The following is a 21,580-nucleotide window of genomic DNA, read 5'->3' on the forward strand; positions in this document are numbered from 1 at the left end:
TATAATGTTCTATACGTGGATATCTTCGATCTCCAGAATGACAGGACAGTGGTCGCTGCCCATGATCTGTGAATCAATATGAGCATCCGTAATGAGTGAACCAAGTCGGGAAGAGACGAGGAAATAGTCGATCCGCCAACCGACGTTCCGCTCTCTGATCTTAGGCATATAAGACCACCATGAATAGGCATCGGTCCGGTCTGGATAGAGGTGACGAAATGAATCCACAAAACCGGAATCGAGCAGTTGTGTCATTTTGCCCCGTTCTTGAGGGGTAAATCCAGAGTTGCCTTCATTCGATTTCGGGTTCTTCAAGTCCATGGCTTGATGGGCGACGTTCAAATCGCCGCAGATAATGACAGGTTTCACGCTGTCCAACTGAAGAAGGTACTCGCGGAACCGATCTTCCCATTCCAATCGATAGTCGAGTCGTGCGAGATCACGTTTGGCATTCGGCGTATATACGGTCACTATATAGAAGGTATCGAACTCTAATGTAATGATTCGGCCTTCAGGTTCTTCATCTTCTTCAATGCCATAACGTACGGATAAGGGCTTCATTCGTGTGAAAATCGCCGTACCCGAATACCCCTTCTTCACCGCATAATTCCAGTATTGCGAATATTCCTCGCTTAATTCTAGGCTGATTTGCCCCTCTTGGAGCTTCGATTCCTGAATGCAGAAGATATCTGCATCCACAGCGTTGAAATAATCGAGGAATCCTTTATTCACACAGGCCCGTAGACCATTAACGTTCCATGATACTAGCTTCATGATCATTTCCCCTTGTCGTAGCTTGATATGTCTACTAGTTTATCATAGAATCATAGGTTCACGGTTCACCCTTTTTATTCCGGTGCATGACTTCATCGGCCCTGATCTTCATAGTATGTCTCATCTGCGTAAGTACGATCTGTCCCTTTGAGATAAGCCCAGATGATGGAAGGCTTTTTTACGACCCCCCAATCGCCATATTTATCGAACTTCCGACAGGAAGTAATCATTTGAGCCTTTTTAATCGTCCCGTATTTTTTGTGTTGCTGTTTGCCCCACTTTTTGAGTCGATGAGCAAAATCAGCGTCCTCCGCCATCAGCATCCGTTCGTTAAATCCTCCGATAGCATCAAAGTCTATCTTTCGACACCAGAAGATTCCGACAGAAACTGCGCCGTATTTGATGAGAAGAGGGACAATCAGTAAAATCGCGGATACGATAATCCCCAGAGAGACCCGCTCAAATTTGCCAGCGACACCACCGCCAATGTAAGTTCCAAGAGACAAATGTCGATCTATTTCTACAAGCATGAGATCTGTCATTTGACTGTCGGCATCAATGGTAACGAGATACTCCCCATTCGCGATTTGCGCCCCCGCGTTGCGGATTTTCGACAAATTTTTAGAGTCATTCTTCAGGGTGATGCAGCCGAATGAACGAGCAATTTCTTCGGTTCGATCTGTACATCGGTTTAGGATAACAATAACTTCGACTTGGTTGGGAAAAGGTAACGCAGCCGTCGCAATGGATTGAAGACATTTAGGAATGTAATGTTCTTCATTATGTGCAGGAATTAAGATGGAGAATTTCACAGGAACTTGCGGATTGGATCGAGCGAACGTTGTATCGGTCATAAACATCAATCTCCCTTATCAGATGTTATACCTTCTAGTAACAACCTCGTTGCGTTGTGGAACAATTGTTTCATCTGCTCACGGTTCATGAATAAGTAGCTGTCACTTAGCCCTGAGAAGTAACTCATGATGATAAATGCAAGCTCCTTAGGGTCCTCATGTTTGAATTCCTTGGCTGCGATCCCCTCCTTTACGATGGATTCCATATCGTCGATAACTCGCATGAGAATGACGAAAAACTTCTGTCCAGCTTCAGAGTTAGGTCCGATTTTCGCGATAAACTCTTCTCCTGCCTTATTTAATGGGCGGTTATGATGATCCACGAAATAATCGGCATAGGCATACAACTTGGCTGTAGCTGAGGTAAGGGATGAGGAGCATTCCAACCAATGATCCCAGGATTTCGTGAAAGCATCTTCGGCAAGGGCGAGAAATAACTGTTCTTTACTCTTGAAATGGTAGTACATACTGCCTTTGCTGCTTCCGGATTGTTGACAGATATCATCAATCGACGTATCTGCATATCCTTTGGCAGCAAATAACTTCATGGCCGTTTCCATAATGTTTATTTTCGTTTGATGTGCATCATAATTTCGTTTCGTCATATAAAATAGCCCCTTCTAATTAAACCGACTATCCGGTTTAATTTATTGTATATCAAGAAGGGTTGTATTTCAATAATTTTCCAATAAAAAATAGGAGAGGCATGGATTTGTGGTGAAAAACAGCGGTTAGGTAGAAAATCGAACTGCGTATGGAGTTATTAAGGCTACAGATTAATCTTGCCGTAGAGCTCATGTCACGATATGCTAGGTATATCTTATGACTACAAATATTAGGGATTGATGACTCGTGACAATCGGTTTTTTTGATTCGGGCATTGGCGGGCTTACAGTACTCGCGGAATCGCTTCGGCGGCTTCCTGCTGAGAACTATCTCTTTATGGCTGATACGCTCCATGTCCCTTATGGAACCAAATCGAAGGAAGATGTGAGGTCGTACATCCTTGAGAGTGTAGAGATGATGATGAAAGAAGGCATCGATGCACTGGTGGTCGCCTGCAACACAGCAACCAGTATTGCGATTCAAGAGCTTAGGTCGATGTATTCCTTGCCGATCATCGGTATGGAGCCTGCGGTGAAACCAGCCGTGGAAATGAATCACGCAACAGGGAAGCGGGTATTGGTATTCGCTACGCCTTTGACCTTGCAACAGCCTAAGTACTATGCGCTCGTATCGCGTGTGGATGAAGAGGGGATTGTAGATTCTCTGCCGCTGCCTGAGCTTGTGAAATATTGTGAATCTCTGCAGTTTGATCGACGGATTCTGGGAGAATATTTCCGTGCGAAGCTGGCAGATTATCATTTGAATGATTATGGTATTGTCGTGCTTGGTTGTACACATTATCCGTATTATAAGGATATTCTCCGTGAGATCTTGCCACCGCATATCCAAATCGTTGACGGCAATGCTGGAACGGTAAGACGGCTTGCTGCTTTGCTGAGCCGGTACGGTATCCCTGTCGGCAAAGGAAGCGGGGATGTACGCTTTATGTGTTCTGGAGGCGATCCTGCCTATCTCGACAAAATGCAGACGGCGCTTGCGCTTCTGCGAGGTATGGATGTGCAAGCAGAAGAGACGCTCAGATCGTGATTACATGAAATCAAAAACATAGGAAAGGCCGAAGCCATTCTCTTCTGCAGAGAGGCTTCGGCCTTTGTTTGGTCTGGCCTTTTTTTACACCTTATTTAATAATCGGTAGACTTTTAGTGCTAATTGAATTTGCAGCAGTTCTTCAGCGTTCTTGAAGTCGGTATTTAGAATCTCTTTGATCTTTTCAACCCGATAGATGAACGTGTTCCGATGAATGAACATCGCCTTCGCTGCTTCACTGACATTATGGTTGTACATGAAATAATTTTCGAGCGTAATCATCAGACTCGTTCCATGGGTATTGTCATGATCGTAAATTTTCCCCAGGCATTTCAGGAAAAAGTCCTCCAGCTCCATCGTCTTAATGTTGGAATCCAGGAAGTGGTACACCGAATAATCCTCAAAATGCGACACTTCTCCTTTTCCGTCAAATTTCTGCATCAACCGAATGGCCTCGTGCGCTTCGGAAAAACTCTTGTGCAAGGAACTGATGTGTTTATACTGTCTTCCGATACCGATATAGAAGGTGGTTTTTTTCAGAGCCGCCGTAAGCTTGTCATGAAGAGCATTCCCGTATGTCTTCGCCTCGCTTACGGAAATCATCGGTTTATATTCATTCTGTCCCACAAGAATGATGACCCTATTGTTCCGATAGAAACAGGTGACTTCTCCGCTGGATTTCCCCGCATATTCATAGACCAAATCCACACATTTCTTCGCCATATTATCTAATTCGTATTTCCGTACGACGATGTCCTCATAGTTCTCTAACTCGATCTGCTCAATGTTAATGACCATACAGTAATACATATAATGCGAGTTCAACCCATGCAAATCACATAAGGTTTGAAGCGTGTCGCTCGATGTAATTTTACCCGTCAGCAAATCATCGAAGAAATCCTGTCGAATCTTCAGTTTGACTTCCTCAATTTCCTTCGCCTTAATACGTTCCAGCGCCATAATGGTCGATGCCTGCTCCAGGACGATGTAGTCGAACTCTGTCAATTCACGGACCGTCTGCCAAACGACGATATAGCCATAAATATAATTCGCTACGGCGACGGGGAGGATTCGACACTTAATTTCGAGCCCTTTCGTATGGAAGATACGCTTGATTGATTTCTTCATTTGACTGATATTTTGCGGCACGCTTTCAATAAATTCTCTCGTAAAAACGGGACGGTTGCGTACTAAATTAAGACAGGATTCGAGCGGAATTTCGTTATTGTCCAGATCTGTATAGTACAGCAAATTCCAGTCTCGATCGAGGAAAACAATAGGATTGTGGATCGTCTCGGACAGTTCCGAAGAAATCCGTTCGATTCCTCCTCCTTCTAAGGCAATTCGGAATAAAATATTGTGCATATCCAGCGTTCTTCGGTTCAACAAATCATAACGTCCTGCCGCTTTTTCATTGATGATCGAGATCACTTTCGACAACGGATAACCGAAGGGGAGCTCTAATAACGGCAGCCCGTATTTATTGGCGTGATCGATCATATTTTGCGGAATTTTATCGAAATAACGTTTCATCTTGATACATAAACCGGAGCAATTGATCTCCGACAGTTCTTTAATAATGTTGTTCTGAAGTGCTGCATTATCTTTGAAAATATAACCCGTCGATAACAGTAATTCGTTAGAGGTAAGCCAGTCGAATGAGTCCGGATTTTCCATAATATTGACGATGGATATGACATTATCCAGCCCTTGCTCGCCCGCCACGACTTTGATGCCATCGATGGATTTCAATTGGAGTAGATCTCTAATGGTTAACATTGTTCGCACTCCTTCGACATAAACTGCAAAAAACGATTATTGTGCAACCTGCACAATGCAGGAGGCTTCTTTTTAGTTCTGGTAACCAATGACCATTCCTGTATTCAGGTCTACAATTAGGCTGTAAACAAAAGCTTGTTAAATATTTCACTTCCTAATTTCTGGTAAGGGGGGTAGCTCGTTGATTCACCGTCAATATAACACAACCCTCAAGGCGTGTATTTATTGATTGTAACAATTTCATGAAACTTATCAAATGTCTGATGGTTTCAAAGCAGGTGTCATGGGACTGCGCTACTAAAACTATGGAGGTAACAACATGTCGGAATTGAACTTCGTTCAACAATTTTTGGAAGCAGCGGGTAAAGGTGAGATCGACACGCTGAAGAAGTGCCTAGAGCAAGGTGTGGACATTAACGCACGCAACAAACAGAAGAGAACAGCTATTTTAGTGGCTGCCATGAACGATCAATTGGATGCGGTTGAATTCCTTGTGCAAGCTGGGGCCAATGTTGATTTGCAGGATGAGACGTGCTTCAATCCGTTCTTGTTCGGTTGTATTAATGGCAAATTAGAGCTTGTCAAAATGATGATAAAAGCGAATGCCAACGTTGAACTGTTGACTCGTTTTGGCGGCGTAGGCATTACCCCGGCAAGTGAAAAGGGACATGTCGAAGTGGTTCGTGAGCTCCTAACGACAACAGATATCAACGTTAACCATACGAATATTTGCGGCTGGACTCCACTTATCGAAGCTATTATTTTGAATGACGGCGGGGAGAAGCAGCAAACGATTATTAAATTGTTAATCGAGCATGGTGCGAACGTTCACATGGTTGATAAATATGGCGTGCCGCCGATTGAGCTGGCAAGAAGCAAAGGATTTACGGAAATCGAGAACATTCTTCTAGCAGCGGGTGCCTAATCATTCGTTCAACATAAACGAAGGTGAAACTGATGATTCAAGCCATTTCTGGTGAGTTGGGTATGATCGAGCGATTGCAGCGTTCGGAGTTCAGCGGGTATGTGCATAGCGTTTTTGATAAGACCATCAACGTGATGTGTCTGGAAAATGGAGAGCTCTATACGTTGGCCTGTCATCGCGTGGATAATGCACCCAACACATTGGTTATTGATGTGAATAGTTTTGGCGAATTGGGAATTAACATGAACGATTCTGTGCAAGTTGCCCATAATCGGATAAATATTGGTTCCAAATTAGTGATTGCGATGGATCATGCGAAGCTGTGGGAAAGCATCGTACCGAGCTATCCCACAGATGTCGAATTATTGAAAAAAAATGTTGCTAAAATGAATAGGCACATGGACATGCATGGCACACGCGGCGGTATGAAAAAGCCGTTGCCATCCCATCGGATGTTTGAAGAGGCAGTATCCAGCATGCTCCTTGAACGATCGGAAATGCTCCTTACAGCATTACTACGACATGAGATGTCCACAGCATTCGACATGGCTGTTCGACTTGTAGGTTTGGGTCCGGGCTTAACGCCATCGGGTGATGATTTTTTAGTGGGTTTATTTACAATTTTCAACATGCCAAACAGTCCTTGCAGCGAATGGACCGATTTCTCGGCACGCGTCGTGCAGGAGGCTCAAGGCTTAACGAATGAAATTAGCTACATGGCCATGAAGAAAGCATCCCTTGGCCGCGTAAGAGAGTCGATTCTCGGATTGCTTCACGCTCTTATAGCGGGGAGCCAAGAGGAATTGCTGCTCGCATTGGATCGTGTATTGAATATCGGATCTTCATCCGGCACAGATATTGCAACAGGTCTTGTGCGGGGATTGGAGATCAATATACATCGTGGAGGTAAGATATGTCTACCAAAGTTGTCATCAAACAAAGCACGTATTTTGATTCCGTATCGTTGATGTCTTTGTCAACCAAAGCCAACCAGATCGAAGGCGTTGAACAAGCCGTTGTCGCGATGGGCACGGAAATGAATAAAGAAGTTTTGCGTAACGTTGGACTGATTACACCAGAGCTTGAAGAAGCCAAAACAAGTGATTTGATGATCGTCGTCAAGGCTGCTACAGACGAGCTCTGTGAAAGCGCATTCGTAGCGATCGAAGAATTGTTCAAGAAGAAAAGCGCTCCTGCAGGAAGCAGCGAAATCAAGTATGCAACGATCGACTCGGCTGCCAAAAGTATTCCTGAAGCGAACTTGGCTGTCATTTCGGTCAACGGCGCATATGCGGCTCGTGAAGCAAGAAAAGCACTTGAAAATGATCTGCATGTCATGCTATTCAGCGATAATGTAAGCATTGAAGATGAAATTGCATTGAAGCAATTTGCACATGAAAAAGGCCTTCTCCTTATGGGTCCGGATTGCGGTACAGCCATTCTTGGCAATGTTGCCCTATGCTTCGGTAATGCCGTAAGAAAAGGCAGTATCGGTATCGTCGGCGCTTCCGGCACAGGTAGTCAAGAAGTTAGCGTACGTATCCATGACTTCGGCGGCGGTATTACGCAATTGATTGGAACGGGCGGACGCGATTTGAGCGAACAAGTCGGCGGGATCATGATGCTCGACGGAATGAAAGCGCTTGATGAAGACGATGCGACAAAAGTGATCGTATTGATTTCCAAGCCACCGGCAACAAGCGTGGAGAAAAAGGTGCTTGCTCAAATTAAACAATGCAAAAAACCCGTGGTGGTCTACTTCATCGGCGGAACGGAAGAATCCGTGGTTGCAGCAGGCGGACATTTCGCCAAAACATCCAAGGAAGCTGCTCTGAAAGCCGTTGTTCTAGCTGGCGCGGATGAGAGCACGATTAACAAACGCGCATTGAACATTCCGCTCGTGGAAGAAGTTCGTGCCAAATTAACTCCGGAACAAAAGTACATTCGCGGTTTATTCTGCGGCGGTACACTCTGTGATGAAGCGATGTATATCGCCATGGAGAAGTTCGATAACGTATACAGCAACATTCAGAAGAACGCGGACTATCAACTGAAAGACCTTCATGTCAGCCAAGAGCACACATTCCTTGATCTAGGCGATGATGATTTCACGAATGGAAAGCCGCATCCGATGATTGATCCTTCGACTCGTATCGTAAGATTCTTGCAAGAAGCGAAAGATCCATCGGTCGGCGTTATCGTCATGGACTTCATTCTCGGATTTGGATCTCATGAAGATCCGGTAGGCGTGATGCTTCCTGCGATTATCGAAGCGAAGCAATGGGCTGAGAAAGAAGGAAGACATCTAGAAATCTTGGGTTATGTACTCGGAACCGATCTAGACAATCCAAAAATGGAAGACCAAGTCAACAAATTGATGGATGCAGGTGTTACGATCGCAAGCAGCAGTACCAACGCAGGGTTGCTATCCAGAGAATTCGTCGTGAAAGGGGCCTAACCATGAGTAAAATTAATGAACTTTTTAATAGCAAAATCTCAGCGATAAACGTAGGTATCGAGTTCTTCAAAGACGATATCTTGAAGCAGAACGCTACTGCGGCACACTTGGAGTGGAAACCGCCAGGCGGGGGAAAGCCAGAATTGATTGCAGCTCTAGATAAGCTTGAGAATGCTGAGCTTTTGGAGAAAATCGAAGCAGCGAACAAATTAGCTGTAGAGCGTATCGTGAACTCCCAGCCTATTCTTATCGGCTTTGATCAAGCAATCAATTGCGTGCCAGGGATGACGAAGACAACCATCCTTCACTCGGGTCCTCCGATTACTTGGGATCGCATGAATGGTGCCATGAAAGGCGCGGTTACAGGCGCGATTGTATTTGAAGGCTTAGCGAAAGACTTGGAAGAAGCTGCAGCAGTTGCCGCATCGGGTCAAATCACATTTGCTCCGTGTCACGAGCACAACTGCGTAGGCTCCATGGCGGGCGTTACATCCGCTTCGATGTTCATGCACATTGTAGAGAACAAAACGTACGGCAATATCGCTTACACGAACTTAAGTGAGCAAATGTCCAAAATCTTGCGTATGGGTGCAAATGACGAGACGGTTATTGCGCGTCTGAACTGGATGAGAGACGTATTGGGTCCCATGCTTCGCGATGCCATGAAATTGTCGAACGGTATCGATTTGCGCTTAATGCTTGCGCAAGCCCTTCACATGGGGGATGAGTGCCATAACCGTAACAATGCGGGTACAAGCTTGTTAATCCAAGCGTTGACACCATTCATTCTGGAGACGAACTTCACTACGGAACAAAAACGAGAAGTATTCGATTTTGTCGCAAGCAGTGACTACTTCTCCGGCCCAACATGGATGGCTTTGTGTAAATGTGCATTAGATGCAGCGCACGGCATTGAGAACAGTACGATTGTAACAACGATGGCTCGTAACGGTGTGGAGTTCGGTATTCGTGTCAGCGGTATGGCTGGCAACACATGGTTCACAGGCCCTGCGCAAAAGGTTGTAGGACCGATGTTCGCAGGCTACAAACCAGAGGATTCCGGCTTGGATATTGGCGATAGTGCGATTACAGAAACGTATGGTATCGGTGGATTCGCGATGGCAGCCGCTCCGGCGATCGTAGCACTTGTCGGCGGTACCGTGGATGAAGCATTAGGCTTCTCGACCAAAATGAAAGAAATCACAACGACAGAAAACCCAAATGTAACGATTCCATTGTTGAACTTCAGCGGGATCGCGACCGGAATTGATGCAAGAAATGTCATTCAAACGGGAATTCTTCCGGTGATCAATACAGCGATTGCCCACAAAGATGCAGGGATCGGGATGATTGGTGCGGGGATCACGTATCCTCCGATGGAAGCCTTTGAGAAAGCTTTACTTGCTTTAAGTGAAAAGATGAATTAATACCTGCTTGGCAATGCACTCAATTTTTCATCTTAAAGGGAGATAGGTGAATAGATATGGAACAGGTCAACAATCGTAGTATCGAAGAATTCAAGTCGTATGGATATGCAGAGGATATTTTGCCAAAATCCCCTGACAAAAGAGACTGGGGTATCTTCAACTACATTACAGTTTGGATGGGCGCTGTGCATAACCTGATGTCGTATATGACAGTAGCCGGATTTTTTGTATTAGGCTTATCCGTTCCACAAGTATTATGGGCGGTTATGACGGCAGCTATCATCGTATCGATCGGTTATGTGTTGAACGGTTACGCGGGAACGAAATATGGAATCGGCTATTCCATGTTGCTTCGGAGCTCCTTTGGGGTCAAAGGCTCCGTGCTTCCTGCCATATGCCGAGGGCTAATAGCCGGGGTTGTATTCTTCGGAACCAAGACGATTATTGGTGCACAATCCTTTAACGTTATTTTCACGAAGATCTTCCCGAGCTACATGGACATGGTTCCTGGATTTAACTTTATCGGTTTAGATTTTCCGACGATGATCTCCTATATTTTCTTATGGGTGCTTACCGTAGGATTGTTCTTAGGCGGTATGGAAATCCTTAGCTTGTTTAGTAAATGGTCTTCACCGATCATTTATATCTTCATCGTTGGCGCAGCCATTTGGGCGATTAGTGTAGCAGGCGGATTCGGTCCAATCTTTGATTATGTGCCTGCAGAACCGACATCCAGTCCTTTAGTATTTATTGCTTGTGTTAGTGCATTAGTATCGAACTGGGGCGGTCCGGTCGTGAATATTGCGGACCTTACGCAACGTGCGAAAACGGATAAAGCTCCAGCGATTGGTCTACCGATCGGCATGCTCGCATCGTATATTCTATTCGGTATTACAAGTGTAGGGTTGCTCGTAGGTACGCAAATTGCCTTTGGCGTCGAAGGATTTAATATCGTAGCGGCAATTGACCAAATCGGTAACCCATTCATCGTCATTGTGTTGCTCTTAACGTTAAATATTGCGTCAACAAGCTATGTTGTATTCGGCAACTTATTACCATCCGGCTTACAAATGACAGCCTTGTTCCCTAAATTGTTTAATGTCAAAACAGCAGCGATTCTTACAGCAATCATCGGAACAATGATCTTGCCTTGGAAGCTCGTCAACGGTACGCAAGCCTTGTATATGTTCTACAGCTTCATTGGCTCCATGTATGGACCGATTACAGGCATTATGCTAGCAAGCTTCTTCTTAGAGCGTAAGAGAAAGCTGGATTTATCTACGATCTATTTGAAAAAAGGCGATAATGGCGAGTATAAGAGCGGTTATAACGTGGTTGCCTGCGCAGTACTCGTGATCAGCTTCTTCATTACTTTATCCGGCGCGATCTTCAAGGATGTGGCTGTGTTAGCAGCCATCAGCAAATCAGCATTTCTAAGCGGTCTTATTATTTCAGGCGTGCTCTATGCACTCACCTACAGATTGAACAAACAAACCATCGTCCACACGGACGAACCTATTACAACGGTCTAGTTGTAAGGCGTATACCCGTGGATATGCTCACTTCGCGTGGGCGTATCCATACGATTTCATCCTTCTTAGATGTCAAAATAACACATAAAATATCTTATTCATTATGTTAGGTATCTTAGCTTCGAAAATCGGTGCTATATCGGCGATTCCGCCTGCAGCACTTCATCTTAATAGGGTAATAACTTCATACACAAGGTCTAAAAATCACAGGAGGTATTTCATGAGTAAATTAGTTATTGTTGCCATCGGAGGCAACTCGTTGGTTCGAGATAACGGTCGCGATACGATTCAAGATCAATATGAAGCCGTACGCGAGACGGTCGTGAATATTGCGGATATGGTTCAAGAAGGCTATAAAGTCGTCGTAACGCATGGTAACGGCCCACAAGTAGGGTTCGCAATGCAACGTGTTGAGATTGCTAATGAAGTGAGAGGGATGCCCACGATTCCGCTCGTAAATTGTGTTGCAGATACCCAAGGCGGAATCGGCTATCAAATTCAGCAAGCTCTAACGAATGAGTTTGCAAAGCGCGGCATTAAGAAAAAGGTTGCAAGTGTGATCACACAGGTCGAAGTCAGTAAAGATGATCCTAATTTCTTGAATCCTACCAAGCCGGTCGGTTCCTTCTTTACCGTGGAACAAGCGGAAGTGATGAAAACCGAGCATCCAGATTGGATCATGATCGAGGATTCAGGTCGTGGTTACCGCAGAGTCGTTCCTTCCCCAAAACCGATTGATATCGTGGAGAAGGATGCGATTAAATCGTTAATTGATGCGGATTATGTGGTCATTGCTGTTGGCGGCGGCGGTATTCCTGTCGTGAAGACGGGAGATAACACGTATGATGGCATTGATGCCGTGATCGATAAAGACTTCGCAACCAGCTTATTAGCGGAGCAAGTTCAAGCGGAGACATTGATCATTACAACGGGCGTATCCCGCGTATGTATCAACTTCGGCAAGCCGGATCAGAAGGCGCTGGAGAAAATTACTGTCGAAGAAACGAAGCAATACATCGCAGAAAATCATTTTGCACCAGGAAGTATGCTGCCTAAAATCGAAGCGAGTCTGAATTTCCTCGATAACAATGGCTCCCGGGTCATTATTACGAATCCAGAAAGCTTGAAAGATGCCATGAACGAAAAGGCAGGTACGCATATTATCAAGGCTTAATTTACTCATTTTCTTCACCTCAACAGGAGTTGAGGCAGTGTCTAACATTTTCCTTCCTTCACAACAACAAAATCATGGATGCCGGCGAGATCGTTCTTGCCGGTCTTTTTTCATGTCAAGATGTATGGTGAGCCGCTCCTCCTCAAAAAAAGCCCTGAGATCATGACGATCTCAGGGCTTACCTGTTGTGAAGTTCTTATACCACGCCTTGTGCGATCATCGCATCAGCAACGCGGATAAATCCAGCGATATTCGCGCCTACCACCAAGTTACCGGAGTAGCCGTACTCCTCAGCTGCTTTGACACTGTTCTCATAGATGTTCTGCATGATGCTGTGTAATTTCGCATCCACTTCGTCGAATGTCCAAGACAAACGCATACCATTCTGAGCCATTTCTAAGGCTGATACGGCCACGCCGCCTGCGTTAGCTGCTTTGGCTGGTCCGAACAAGACGTTGTTGTTCAAGAACACATCAATGGCTTCTAATGTCGAAGGCATATTCGCACCTTCACTAATCGCTTTTACGCCATTAGCTACCAATGTTTTAGCGGATTCTTCATCGATTTCATTTTGTGTTGCACAAGGTAATGCGATGTCGCAAGGAATCGTCCAGATGCCGTTGCAGCCTTCTGTATATACAGCTTCAGGATGCTCTGTAACGTATTCTTTGATCCGTTTGCGTTCTACCTCTTTCAAGCGTTTCACTGTATCTAAATCAATGCCGTTAGGGTCGTAGATATATCCGTTCGAATCACTGCAAGCTACGACTTTTGCGCCTAATTGATGAGCTTTTTCGATCGCATAGATGGATACATTACCAGAACCAGATACAACCACGGTACTGTCTTTGAAGCTTAAGCCTTTAAAGTTCAACATTTCGTTCGCGAAATACACGCAACCGTATCCTGTTGCTTCTGTTCTTGCTAAGCTGCCGCCGTAGATAATGCCTTTTCCTGTAAGTACGCCTGCTTCATAGCCGCCGCGAATTTTTTTGTATTGTCCGAACATGTAACCAATTTCGCGTGCGCCTACGCCGATATCACCAGCTGGAACGTCTGTATCCGGTCCGATGTATTTAGACAATTCCGTCATGAAGCTTTGTGTAAAGCGCATGATTTCGTTGTCAGATTTGCCTTTAGGGTCAAAGTCCGATCCGCCTTTACCGCCGCCAATAGGTTGTCCAGTTAAGGAGTTCTTGAGGATTTGCTCAAATCCTAGGAACTTGATGATGCTGGCATTTACAGACGGGTGGAAGCGAAGTCCGCCTTTGTAAGGTCCAATCGCGCTATTGAATTGCACGCGGAATCCGCGGTTCACTTGTACTTTACCTTGATCGTCTACCCAAGGCACGCGGAAGGAAACCATGCGTTCCGGTTCGACAAGGCGTTCTAGAATACCGTGTTCTGCGTATTTAGGGTGCTTAGCAAACACAGGAATAAGAGAGTCTAGAATTTCTTTGACGGCTTGATGAAATTCACTTTCATAAGGGTTGCGTTTAATAACTGTTTCGTATACCGATTGTACGTATGCTTTTGCTGCAACTTGGTTTTGTTCTGCGATGACTGTGCTCACTTTGGATAACACTCCTTTTCGAAATTCTTTTCATTTTATGCCTTATTATTTGCACTTTATACTATACAAAGTAAGGCAATTACGCCAATAGAAATTATTTTATGTTCCGATTAATTTACTCTATCTTTTTAAAGCGATAAATAAAAAACCTGATCATCGCGGAGATGATCAGGCCCTATTATGATTTAAAGTAATTCGCGGCGAAGTTCTTCAGCCGATTTCGGTGAAAGATATCCAAGTGGAATATCGAACACGGTTTTCGCACCTGAAATGCCTTCTTTGCTTAGGCGGTAAGCAGCTCTTGCATAGGCTACAAGCACACTTGCTGTGAATTCAGGATTGCTCTCTAAGTTCAGGCCGAATTCGATAATTTGCTTCGTGCCTTCACCTGTTACTCCACTGCGGATAACAAACCCGCCATGCGGCATGCCTTGGTGCTCGGATTGCAGTTGTTCTTCAGAGATGAAGGTAACCGTTGTATCGTAGTCAGCGAAGTAGTTCGGCATCGACACGATCGTCTCGCGGATTTGCTCTTGATCTGCGCCTTCTTCAGCTACAACGTAGCATTCTCTTAAGTGTTTCTCGCGAGTTGTCAATTCTGGTGTTTCACCCGCACGGATTCGGTTAATAACATCTTGCACAGGTACCGTGTATTGTACGCCAGCTTTGACGCCTGGAACGCGACGGATGGCATCAGAATGACCTTGGCTTACGCCTTTGCCCCAGAATGTGTAGTCTTTGCCTTCGGGAAGGATAGACTCTGCGAGAAGTCGATTTAAGGAGAATAAACCCGGATCCCAGCCTGTCGAAATAACGCTTAATGTGCCAGCTTGTTTTGCGGCAGCATCTACCGTATTGAAGAACTCGGGAATTTTCGCATGGGTGTCGAAACTGTCGATCGTATTGAACATGCTTGCGATGACTGGAGTTTGCTCCGGAAGATCCGTTGCGGAACCGCCACAAAGGATCATGACATCGATAATACCTTTGAATTGTTCTGCAGTGGAAATATGTTCGAACCGCACACCGTCCACGTTGGATGCCAATTGATCCGGTTGTCTTCTTGTAAAGATTGCGACCAACTCGATGTCGGGGTTTTGAGCGATTGCTTTTTGAACGCCTTTACCTAGGTTTCCATAACCAACAATACCTACTTTAATCAAGAAAAGTCCTCCTTTGTGCATGTGAAAATCTAGAATACGTATGTCTATATCAAGTATATAGAAATATCACATAAAATGTAAACTCTCTATCGACAAAAAGAACCCCCGGCAGTCACCCATAGGGTTCCCGGGAGTTCATGTGTTATTCTACGTCGTCATGGTCTTCATTGGAACCGTTGTTCGATTTAGAATCATCGAATACATCGGAGTTAGTAACTCTTGTAGCACCAACATAGCGTTTGGAATAGTAACTTTCGCCTAAGCTAGAGATTGTAATACCTTTACTGCTGGATGCATGAGCAAATTTATTCTCGCCTACATACACGCCGACATGTGAAATGCCTTTGCCGTTTGTATTAAAGAATACAAGGTCTCCCGTCTGAAGATCTGCTTTAGCAACTTTGGTACCCATTTCGTACTGAGATCCGGATTGATGCGGTAATTTGATGTCGAATTGCTTGAATATGTACATTGTAAAACCGGAGCAATCGAACCCGCTCGTGGATGTCCCACCACTTTGGTATCTTGTGCCAAGCACATCATTGACTTCTTTGTCGAGTTTTGAATCTGAGGCGAAAGCGCTACCAACAGAAACAGCTAATGTGAGCGCAAGCCCGACAATCGTGGAGCTGATTAATTTTTTCAAGCAGTAGTACTCCTTCCAATGCCTACGAGGTTAGCTGAGGGTTCGGTTGAAGGTTCCCTATGATCCCTTACTTGCGAGATCAATTCACCCAAAGATGGTTCCCCCGTTTCCTGGTGCCCAGGAATTCGGCTTCATAAGATTTGTGTGCACCTTATAATGAATTAAATCATTACAAAACTGATTACAAAGTTATTACAAAATCTTAACGATTTTTATTTTATCAGACAATTCTATCTTTGACAAACCTTTTTTAGTTTTTTTCGTCTATTTTCCGCAAAAAAAAGAATAGACCTGAGTTCGACGGGCGAATTCAGGTCTATTCTATGGGCTAAATTAGGGTTACCGCAATTACGATTTCCGTTGCCACAGCTGGTGTTGTGCAGCAATTCCCCATACTTTTGCGGTCGAGCGGACGAGATGGTAAGTCTGGTGAAGAATAATAGCAAAAAGCCCCGTCCAAATCCAAGCAATCGTCGTAAATATGAGACTAATGATAAGTAACAGGCTGAGTAGTACGAGCGTAATGCCCAAGATGATCGGTAAATAACGTACGGAAAGTAACAATCCTGCGAAAATTCCTTTTTTGCTAATATGACCGAATTGCATATAGATGAAAAATTGATGAATGATCCATGAAAAGATGAGCCAGCCACATAAGTAAGGAAGAACAGTGAACAGTAGTTGTTCAGGATTCGATATGCTCCATAGATCATAGAAGTGAGGCAGCAACCAATAGGCAGGAGCGAAGATAATGATCGTCTCTAACCAATAGAAGAGGAACATAGGCTTCCAAGCGTATTTGATCCCTTTGAAGAACATGATTCCCTTATCATCTTGATGATGCATGGAGTAGAATAACCCGGCATTAATGAAAGGGGAGATCACCATTCGAATGAGGAACAATCCGCCTAGCATCCAGAGATAATAGTTGATCAGATCTGTCTTCATGATCTGGAATTGCCCTTCAATCAAGAACATTTGGAGACTCGTCTCGGTGGGGGTGGGGTCTGGGTAACGTTCTAGAATAGGAATCACGATGGAGTTGATAAACCGATAAAGGAAGAAGCCCCAGATCAATTGATATAAGAATAGAATAATAACGATATAGAAATGCTGTTTGACGACACTCCAACTTTTCTTAATATATTGCATCAACGAATCACCTCACCATCCGAGCGTGTTGAGCATGCTCTCGATCAATTTAGCCATGCTGAAATTTATCCGTGTTTTTACGGCTTCATCAATGTGAGCCTTCATATAATTATTAATGCGTTTATTCTCTAGCACCATCGTGTTATTCGGATCGATCATGACCCATTCGAGTGGTGTCTTGTGGGTTAATGTATACTGGATGGTCGTAGATGCCCCGTCCCATATTCGTTTGACCGTTGTGCCGTCTTTAAATTGGAATACGACCGGTACCTCAGGGTAGTCGCCGCCCTTTTTACGAAGAATGACAACCGATTCATAGGTTTTATTCCCTTCTTGTTGAACGGCTTTCGTCGATATATTCTCCACGGCATAATCCGTCATGAACCCGTTATAGACATATTGATTGAAGAAATCCGTCCAATTCTTCTTCGTAACCTGCTCGACGACGCGCTGGAAATCAGAGGTTGTCGGATGTTTGAAGGACCATTTGCTTGCATAGGTTTTGAGAATTTTCGCCATGGTCTTCGCACCAACTTGTTTCTCCATAGCGATGAGTACCAGCTTGCCACGCGTGTACACATTTTCGGCATATTGCGCAGAGTTCTTATATTTCCACGAAAAGAGGGAGAGCGGTGCCGGGTCCGTCATATAACTGGATTCAATCAGCAGATTCGGCATGACACCATATTCGGCTTCCATGACTTTATCCTCGGCATAGGAGGTGAAGCCTTCATCGAGCCAAGCCTCTTCGAACTCATTGTTCGCGACCATGCCATAGAAATATTGGTGGCCGATCTCATGGACCACGGTGCGTTCTAGGTCATACCCTGGATTGTCATCTTCGGCGCCAAAGGCGGTGACAAGCGTTGGGTACTCCATACCGCCTGCTCCATTGCCGCCTTTTGGCGGTACGACAATAGATAGCGTAGAATAAGGATAGTTGCCAAACCATTCACTATAGTGAGCCAGGGCAACCTTTGCAGCGTGGAAATAACGTTCTTGCAAATCTTTATGCGCCGGATCCAGGTACAACTTAATTTTGACGCCGGGTACGTTCGGTGCGGAGAACGGTTGCTCGGCGTAGATGAAGTCTGGAGAAGCAGACCAGGCGAAATCATGCACATCTTCAGCGTAATATTGATAAGTCTTGTAGCCTTCCTGCTTCGTCATGGCTTTTGTCGGAAAGCCTGTAGCGGCCACCATATACGATTCAGGAACTTGAATGCGCACACTGTAGATCCCAAAGTCGGAATAGAACTCGGAGTTGCCATGGTATTGGTGTAAATTCCAGCCTTCGCTTGTGCGGCCGCGTGTACCGCTGGGTTCATAGACGGAGAGCTTCGGGAACCACTGACCCGCCATGACGAAGTTCCCTGAGACACCCATACGAGCGAATACATCCGGCAAGTTCACGTTGAATTTCATATTTAATGTCACGGACTGGCCGGGCTTGACCGGCTGTGTAAGACGAACCTTCATGAGCGTATGATCATTCGGGTTGCTATCATCAGGCTGTACGTATTGCATGCGTTTGATGAGGGACATTCCCTCGGTCGTTTTTAGTTCCGTGATCTGCATGGATCCGAAGCTGCCGTCGGTCATCACGTCGGAGCGCAGCTTACCGCCGGACTCTTTAATAAATGTAGACTGCTTGGACTCAAAAGCATTGGGGTACAGATGGAAATAGAGCTCGCTCACGATGTTCTTCCCGGGGTTCGTCCATGTCACGGACTGTTCCCCTTGCAACGTCTTCTTGGCGTTCATTTCATCAAGCTTGACGTTAATATGGTACTCGACTACCCGTTTGCTGAGTACTACCGAATCAGGTTTCTCAATGGTCTGCGGTTCTGTGGGCTCGCTAGCGGCTGTAGGGGTGCTCGGGAGTTTCGACATGGTGGAAGAATTGGCGGACTGGCTTAGGTTGTACCATATGGCATACCCGAGCAGACACACGATGAGTGAGATCGTTAGAATACGTTTTGTATAGCGTGGGGTCATACACGTTTACCTCCCGTTGACAAGCATCTACAGCATGTATATGTTTGCAATTTCAATAATATTAGCTAAAATAAAATTAAATCGTTTGGAGGTATGTGACGAATGAGCAATGAAGAGACAACAGGCAAGAAGAAGCTTGCACTTAACGTCGTTAGCAGTAAAAAAGAACATAAAGGCTTTGGAGCAGGCTCCATTGATTTGAATAATGTGTCCCCCGTGATTATCGATCAAGGGGAGGCGTATATTGATATTGGTGCGATGCACGCGAAAAGTAAGGTAGAGAAGGGCATTAAGTTCCTGACCAACAAGGATGAAGTTCCTGAAGGCGGGCGTAAATGCTGGATCGTATGGGTGGCGGTTGACCGCAATGAACAAGGTCCCTTCTATGGCGGCTTGACGGCATGTGAAATGCTCGTGAATCCAGAAGCTCGTCGTGGATGGAAGATTCTTGCGGATCATGTGAACAAGCTAGACTATGCATTGAAACGCCGCATTATGCTAGAAGGTTTAGATGATGCGGAGAAAACGGCACTACGTGAGCTGCTTATGCAGCATAATGCAGAGTGGTGGGAGCGTACAGATGCAAGCGTGAAAGAAGCTTTAGCCTAAAAGATATAAATAAAGAGAGACAGCATTCCGCAGACCCCTATGGGGATCAAGAAGGCTGTCTCTTTTTATTTACGAGGGAATCGTCGCCCACCGCGGTAACCCTGCACGCGCAGCCATATCTGCTGCATCCCCGAACAGGACAACGATTGTGGTTGTGATATGATCGTCCAACGCTTTGGCTGACTGCCACCGCTGTAAGTCAAATGGCACCTCATGGATCATCCCATGCTTATGCAGGAAGGATTCTGACCAACGGAATGGAGCCCACTGCGGAACGATATTCTGCGGATTCTCGGCGACGCGTTTGAATACATCGTTGACTTCAGCTTTGGGAACCGTCTCCCACCAGGTAGACCGGGGCTTATGTCGATGCTGCAGCATATAATCGAATCGGCTCATACCATACAGCACCTGCAAATAGGGAGCATTCATTTCTGTTAAGAACTGTTCTAAGCGAATGAATAGATCTGCTAGCTGATGGCCGATGCGCGACCAGCCTTGCTCGGCCCAGTATCGACCAAAGGCTTGGAAGAAGTCCCACGGCGTTTCGAATAGGAGAGACATACACATTCCCAACGTCTCATCGGCACGGTGTGCATTCCAATATTTTTCGAGGATATCCTCTGTTTGCTTGATACGAATGACATCTTCGAAGGAAAGTACATCATTGCTTAACATTTCATAGGGGGCATGTTCCATATAGGCGTACCCATGCTGCTCCGCGTCGCGCCGTAGACCCGTCCCCCGCAGCAGCTTCAAGAATCCCAGCTGCAGCTCCTCAGGTCGTAACTCGAACACATCATTAAATGTCTTCCGGAAGGAATTGTAGTCCTCTCCAGGGAGCCCTGCGATCAAATCCAAGTGTTGATCAATACAACCCCCTTGCTTCACCAGCTCGACCGTGCGCCGAAGCTTGTTCCAATTCTGTCTTCGCTGCACGATTCGGTTGGTCTCTTCATTCGTGGATTGAACCCCGATTTCGAAGCGGAAGATCCCCTTGGGTGCGTGCTCGTTCAAAAATTCCAGCACCTCGGGGCGCATAATATCGGCTGTAATCTCAAACTGAAAGACGCATCCGTTATGGTGATCGATGAGAAACCGGAAGATATCCAACGCGTATTCCCGGTAAATATTGAATGTGCGGTCCAAGAACTTAATGGTTCGTGCCCCATGATCAATCAGATACTTCAAATCTGCTTTGACCTGCTCCATGTCAAAATAACGAACCCCTACCTCCGTGCTGGAGAGGCAGAACTGACAGTTGAACGGACAGCCACGGCTCGTTTCGAAATACACAATGCGTTGACTTAGCGAGGGCAAATCTTCCTCGAACCGGTAGGGTGAAGGCAGACAGGTTAATTCCGCTTTCGTCGCGGAAGCGGGTTGGATGTTCAGTACATCGGGTTGGCTCCGATTACGCCATGCTATGCCATCGATATCATGAAGCGTGTCATGCCGCTGGAATCGTTCCAGAAGCGTGCGAAATGCAGTCTCACCTTCCCCCATCACAATGACGTCGATACTCCGCTCCCGCCTCATGAAATGTTCGGGGTCAAAGGAGACTTCGGGCCCCCCAAGAATGATATGCACTTGCGGCATGACCTTGCGTAATAAGGATACCGTCTGCAGAGTCTCTTCAATATTCCAGATGTAACAGGAGAAGCCGACAACATCGGGTTTTCTCGCGAATAGGTCTGTGACGATGTGAAGAATAGGATCTTTGACCGTATATTCCGCCATTTCCACAGGAAAGGCATCTTGTGCAGCCGCTTTGAGCAAGCGGAGCGAGAGGGCCGTATGAATAAATTTGGCATTAATTGCAGCAACAACAGTTTTCATGGAAGACTTCCTTTATCGTATGGT

General features: G+C 45.5%; 18 protein-coding genes and 1 riboswitch. Of the genes, 8 read left to right on the plus strand and 10 right to left on the minus strand.

Annotated features, from left to right (window positions below; translation table 11 throughout):
* Positions 1 to 9: 9 nt before the first annotated feature.
* From BVG16_RS28280 to BVG16_RS28290, 3 genes are all read right to left on the minus strand, one after another.
* Positions 10 to 774, minus strand: coding sequence for an exodeoxyribonuclease III (locus BVG16_RS28280; RefSeq protein ID WP_078502552.1), 765 nt, complete (start codon positions 772 to 774; stop codon positions 10 to 12).
* Positions 775 to 866: 92 nt separating this feature from the next.
* The gene (locus tag BVG16_RS28285; RefSeq protein ID WP_078502553.1) at positions 867 to 1,628 is read right to left on the minus strand and encodes a glycosyltransferase; all 762 of its coding nucleotides are present in this window, start codon (positions 1,626 to 1,628) and stop codon (positions 867 to 869) included.
* A 5-nt stretch (positions 1,629 to 1,633) separates the two neighbouring features.
* Positions 1,634 to 2,233 (minus strand): TetR/AcrR family transcriptional regulator, encoded by a 600-nt coding sequence (locus BVG16_RS28290; protein ID WP_078502554.1) that lies wholly within the window; start codon positions 2,231 to 2,233, stop codon positions 1,634 to 1,636.
* A gap of 247 nt (positions 2,234 to 2,480) precedes the next feature.
* On the opposite strand from BVG16_RS28290, the gene murI reads away from it, so the two are divergent.
* Positions 2,481 to 3,281 carry a glutamate racemase gene (gene murI, locus BVG16_RS28295; RefSeq protein WP_078502555.1) on the plus strand — a complete coding sequence of 267 codons (801 nt, stop codon included), beginning with the start codon at positions 2,481 to 2,483 and terminating at the stop codon, positions 3,279 to 3,281.
* An 84-nt stretch (positions 3,282 to 3,365) separates the two neighbouring features.
* Here the strand turns inward: murI and BVG16_RS28300 are convergent, their stop codons facing one another.
* Positions 3,366 to 5,060: a PucR family transcriptional regulator gene (locus tag BVG16_RS28300; protein WP_078502556.1), complete on the minus strand. Its 1,695-nt coding sequence runs from the start codon at positions 5,058 to 5,060 to the stop codon at positions 3,366 to 3,368.
* A gap of 319 nt (positions 5,061 to 5,379) precedes the next feature.
* Here BVG16_RS28300 and BVG16_RS28305 point away from each other — a divergent pair, with 319 nt between their 5' ends.
* The 6 genes from BVG16_RS28305 (at position 5,380) to arcC (ending at position 12,576) form a co-directional block, all read left to right on the plus strand.
* Positions 5,380 to 5,985, plus strand: a complete 606-nt coding sequence (locus tag BVG16_RS28305) for an ankyrin repeat domain-containing protein (RefSeq protein WP_078502557.1) — start codon at positions 5,380 to 5,382, stop codon at positions 5,983 to 5,985.
* Between the two features lie 32 nt (positions 5,986 to 6,017).
* Complete coding sequence (locus tag BVG16_RS28310; protein WP_078502592.1) at positions 6,018 to 6,953, plus strand: DUF2877 domain-containing protein; 936 nt, start codon at positions 6,018 to 6,020, stop codon at positions 6,951 to 6,953.
* Positions 6,899 to 8,443, plus strand: a complete 1,545-nt coding sequence (gene fdrA / locus BVG16_RS28315) for an acyl-CoA synthetase FdrA (protein WP_078502558.1) — start codon at positions 6,899 to 6,901, stop codon at positions 8,441 to 8,443. Before BVG16_RS28310 ends, fdrA begins: the two co-directional genes overlap by 55 nt.
* A gap of 2 nt (positions 8,444 to 8,445) precedes the next feature.
* Complete coding sequence (locus BVG16_RS28320; RefSeq protein ID WP_078502559.1) at positions 8,446 to 9,870, plus strand: YlbE family protein; 1,425 nt, start codon at positions 8,446 to 8,448, stop codon at positions 9,868 to 9,870.
* 56 nt (positions 9,871 to 9,926) lie between these two features.
* Complete coding sequence (locus BVG16_RS28325; RefSeq protein ID WP_078502560.1) at positions 9,927 to 11,402, plus strand: cytosine permease; 1,476 nt, start codon at positions 9,927 to 9,929, stop codon at positions 11,400 to 11,402.
* Between the two features lie 220 nt (positions 11,403 to 11,622).
* Positions 11,623 to 12,576, plus strand: a complete 954-nt coding sequence (gene arcC / locus BVG16_RS28330; protein ID WP_078502561.1) for a carbamate kinase — start codon at positions 11,623 to 11,625, stop codon at positions 12,574 to 12,576.
* Between the two features lie 196 nt (positions 12,577 to 12,772).
* On the opposite strand, the gene gdhA is transcribed toward arcC, so the two are convergent.
* The 5 genes from gdhA to BVG16_RS28355 all read right to left on the minus strand — a co-directional run bounded on the left by gdhA (position 12,773) and on the right by BVG16_RS28355 (position 19,108).
* A complete protein-coding gene (gene gdhA, locus BVG16_RS28335; RefSeq protein WP_078502562.1) occupies positions 12,773 to 14,149 on the minus strand; it encodes an NADP-specific glutamate dehydrogenase in 1,377 nt (458 codons plus the stop codon).
* A 185-nt stretch (positions 14,150 to 14,334) separates the two neighbouring features.
* The gene (locus tag BVG16_RS28340; RefSeq protein ID WP_408635392.1) at positions 14,335 to 15,312 is read right to left on the minus strand and encodes a diaminopimelate dehydrogenase; all 978 of its coding nucleotides are present in this window, start codon (positions 15,310 to 15,312) and stop codon (positions 14,335 to 14,337) included.
* A 142-nt stretch (positions 15,313 to 15,454) separates the two neighbouring features.
* A complete protein-coding gene (locus tag BVG16_RS28345; protein ID WP_078502564.1) occupies positions 15,455 to 15,958 on the minus strand; it encodes a C40 family peptidase in 504 nt (167 codons plus the stop codon).
* A gap of 4 nt (positions 15,959 to 15,962) precedes the next feature.
* A riboswitch (cyclic di-AMP (ydaO/yuaA leader) is annotated at positions 15,963 to 16,099 on the minus strand.
* A gap of 207 nt (positions 16,100 to 16,306) precedes the next feature.
* Positions 16,307 to 17,110, minus strand: a complete 804-nt coding sequence (locus tag BVG16_RS28350; protein ID WP_078502565.1) for a hypothetical protein — start codon at positions 17,108 to 17,110, stop codon at positions 16,307 to 16,309.
* A 12-nt stretch (positions 17,111 to 17,122) separates the two neighbouring features.
* Positions 17,123 to 19,108: a M1 family metallopeptidase gene (locus BVG16_RS28355; protein ID WP_078502566.1), complete on the minus strand. Its 1,986-nt coding sequence runs from the start codon at positions 19,106 to 19,108 to the stop codon at positions 17,123 to 17,125.
* 102 nt (positions 19,109 to 19,210) lie between these two features.
* On the opposite strand from BVG16_RS28355, the gene BVG16_RS28360 reads away from it, so the two are divergent.
* Positions 19,211 to 19,717, plus strand: a complete 507-nt coding sequence (locus tag BVG16_RS28360) for a YwhD family protein (protein WP_078502567.1) — start codon at positions 19,211 to 19,213, stop codon at positions 19,715 to 19,717.
* A 69-nt stretch (positions 19,718 to 19,786) separates the two neighbouring features.
* On the opposite strand, the gene BVG16_RS28365 is transcribed toward BVG16_RS28360, so the two are convergent.
* The gene (locus tag BVG16_RS28365) at positions 19,787 to 21,556 is read right to left on the minus strand and encodes a B12-binding domain-containing radical SAM protein (RefSeq protein ID WP_078502568.1); all 1,770 of its coding nucleotides are present in this window, start codon (positions 21,554 to 21,556) and stop codon (positions 19,787 to 19,789) included.
* Positions 21,557 to 21,580 lie beyond the last annotated feature (24 nt).

The sequence above is a fragment of the Paenibacillus selenitireducens genome (assembly GCF_002021565.1).
In the GTDB taxonomy this organism is placed as follows: domain Bacteria; phylum Bacillota; class Bacilli; order Paenibacillales; family Paenibacillaceae; genus Paenibacillus_K; species Paenibacillus_K selenitireducens.

Bases quoted from the DNA above. Each gene is read 5' to 3' on its own strand.
- BVG16_RS28285 (WP_078502553.1), bottom strand. From the start codon at position 1,628: ATGACCGATACAACGTTCGCTCGATCCAATCCGCAAGTTCCTGTGAAA.
- BVG16_RS28360 (WP_078502567.1), top strand. From the start codon at position 19,211: ATGAGCAATGAAGAGACAACAGGCAAGAAGAAGCTTGCACTTAACGTC.
- BVG16_RS28365 (WP_078502568.1), bottom strand. From the start codon at position 21,556: ATGAAAACTGTTGTTGCTGCAATTAATGCCAAATTTATTCATACGGCC.
- BVG16_RS28305 (WP_078502557.1), top strand. From the start codon at position 5,380: ATGTCGGAATTGAACTTCGTTCAACAATTTTTGGAAGCAGCGGGTAAA.
- BVG16_RS28350 (WP_078502565.1), bottom strand. From the start codon at position 17,110: ATGCAATATATTAAGAAAAGTTGGAGTGTCGTCAAACAGCATTTCTAT.
- BVG16_RS28310 (WP_078502592.1), top strand. From the start codon at position 6,018: ATGATTCAAGCCATTTCTGGTGAGTTGGGTATGATCGAGCGATTGCAG.
- fdrA (WP_078502558.1), top strand. From the start codon at position 6,899: ATGTCTACCAAAGTTGTCATCAAACAAAGCACGTATTTTGATTCCGTA.
- arcC (WP_078502561.1), top strand. From the start codon at position 11,623: ATGAGTAAATTAGTTATTGTTGCCATCGGAGGCAACTCGTTGGTTCGA.
- BVG16_RS28290 (WP_078502554.1), bottom strand. From the start codon at position 2,233: ATGACGAAACGAAATTATGATGCACATCAAACGAAAATAAACATTATG.
- BVG16_RS28280 (WP_078502552.1), bottom strand. From the start codon at position 774: ATGAAGCTAGTATCATGGAACGTTAATGGTCTACGGGCCTGTGTGAAT.
- BVG16_RS28355 (WP_078502566.1), bottom strand. From the start codon at position 19,108: ATGACCCCACGCTATACAAAACGTATTCTAACGATCTCACTCATCGTG.
- BVG16_RS28320 (WP_078502559.1), top strand. From the start codon at position 8,446: ATGAGTAAAATTAATGAACTTTTTAATAGCAAAATCTCAGCGATAAAC.
- BVG16_RS28300 (WP_078502556.1), bottom strand. From the start codon at position 5,060: ATGTTAACCATTAGAGATCTACTCCAATTGAAATCCATCGATGGCATC.
- BVG16_RS28325 (WP_078502560.1), top strand. From the start codon at position 9,927: ATGGAACAGGTCAACAATCGTAGTATCGAAGAATTCAAGTCGTATGGA.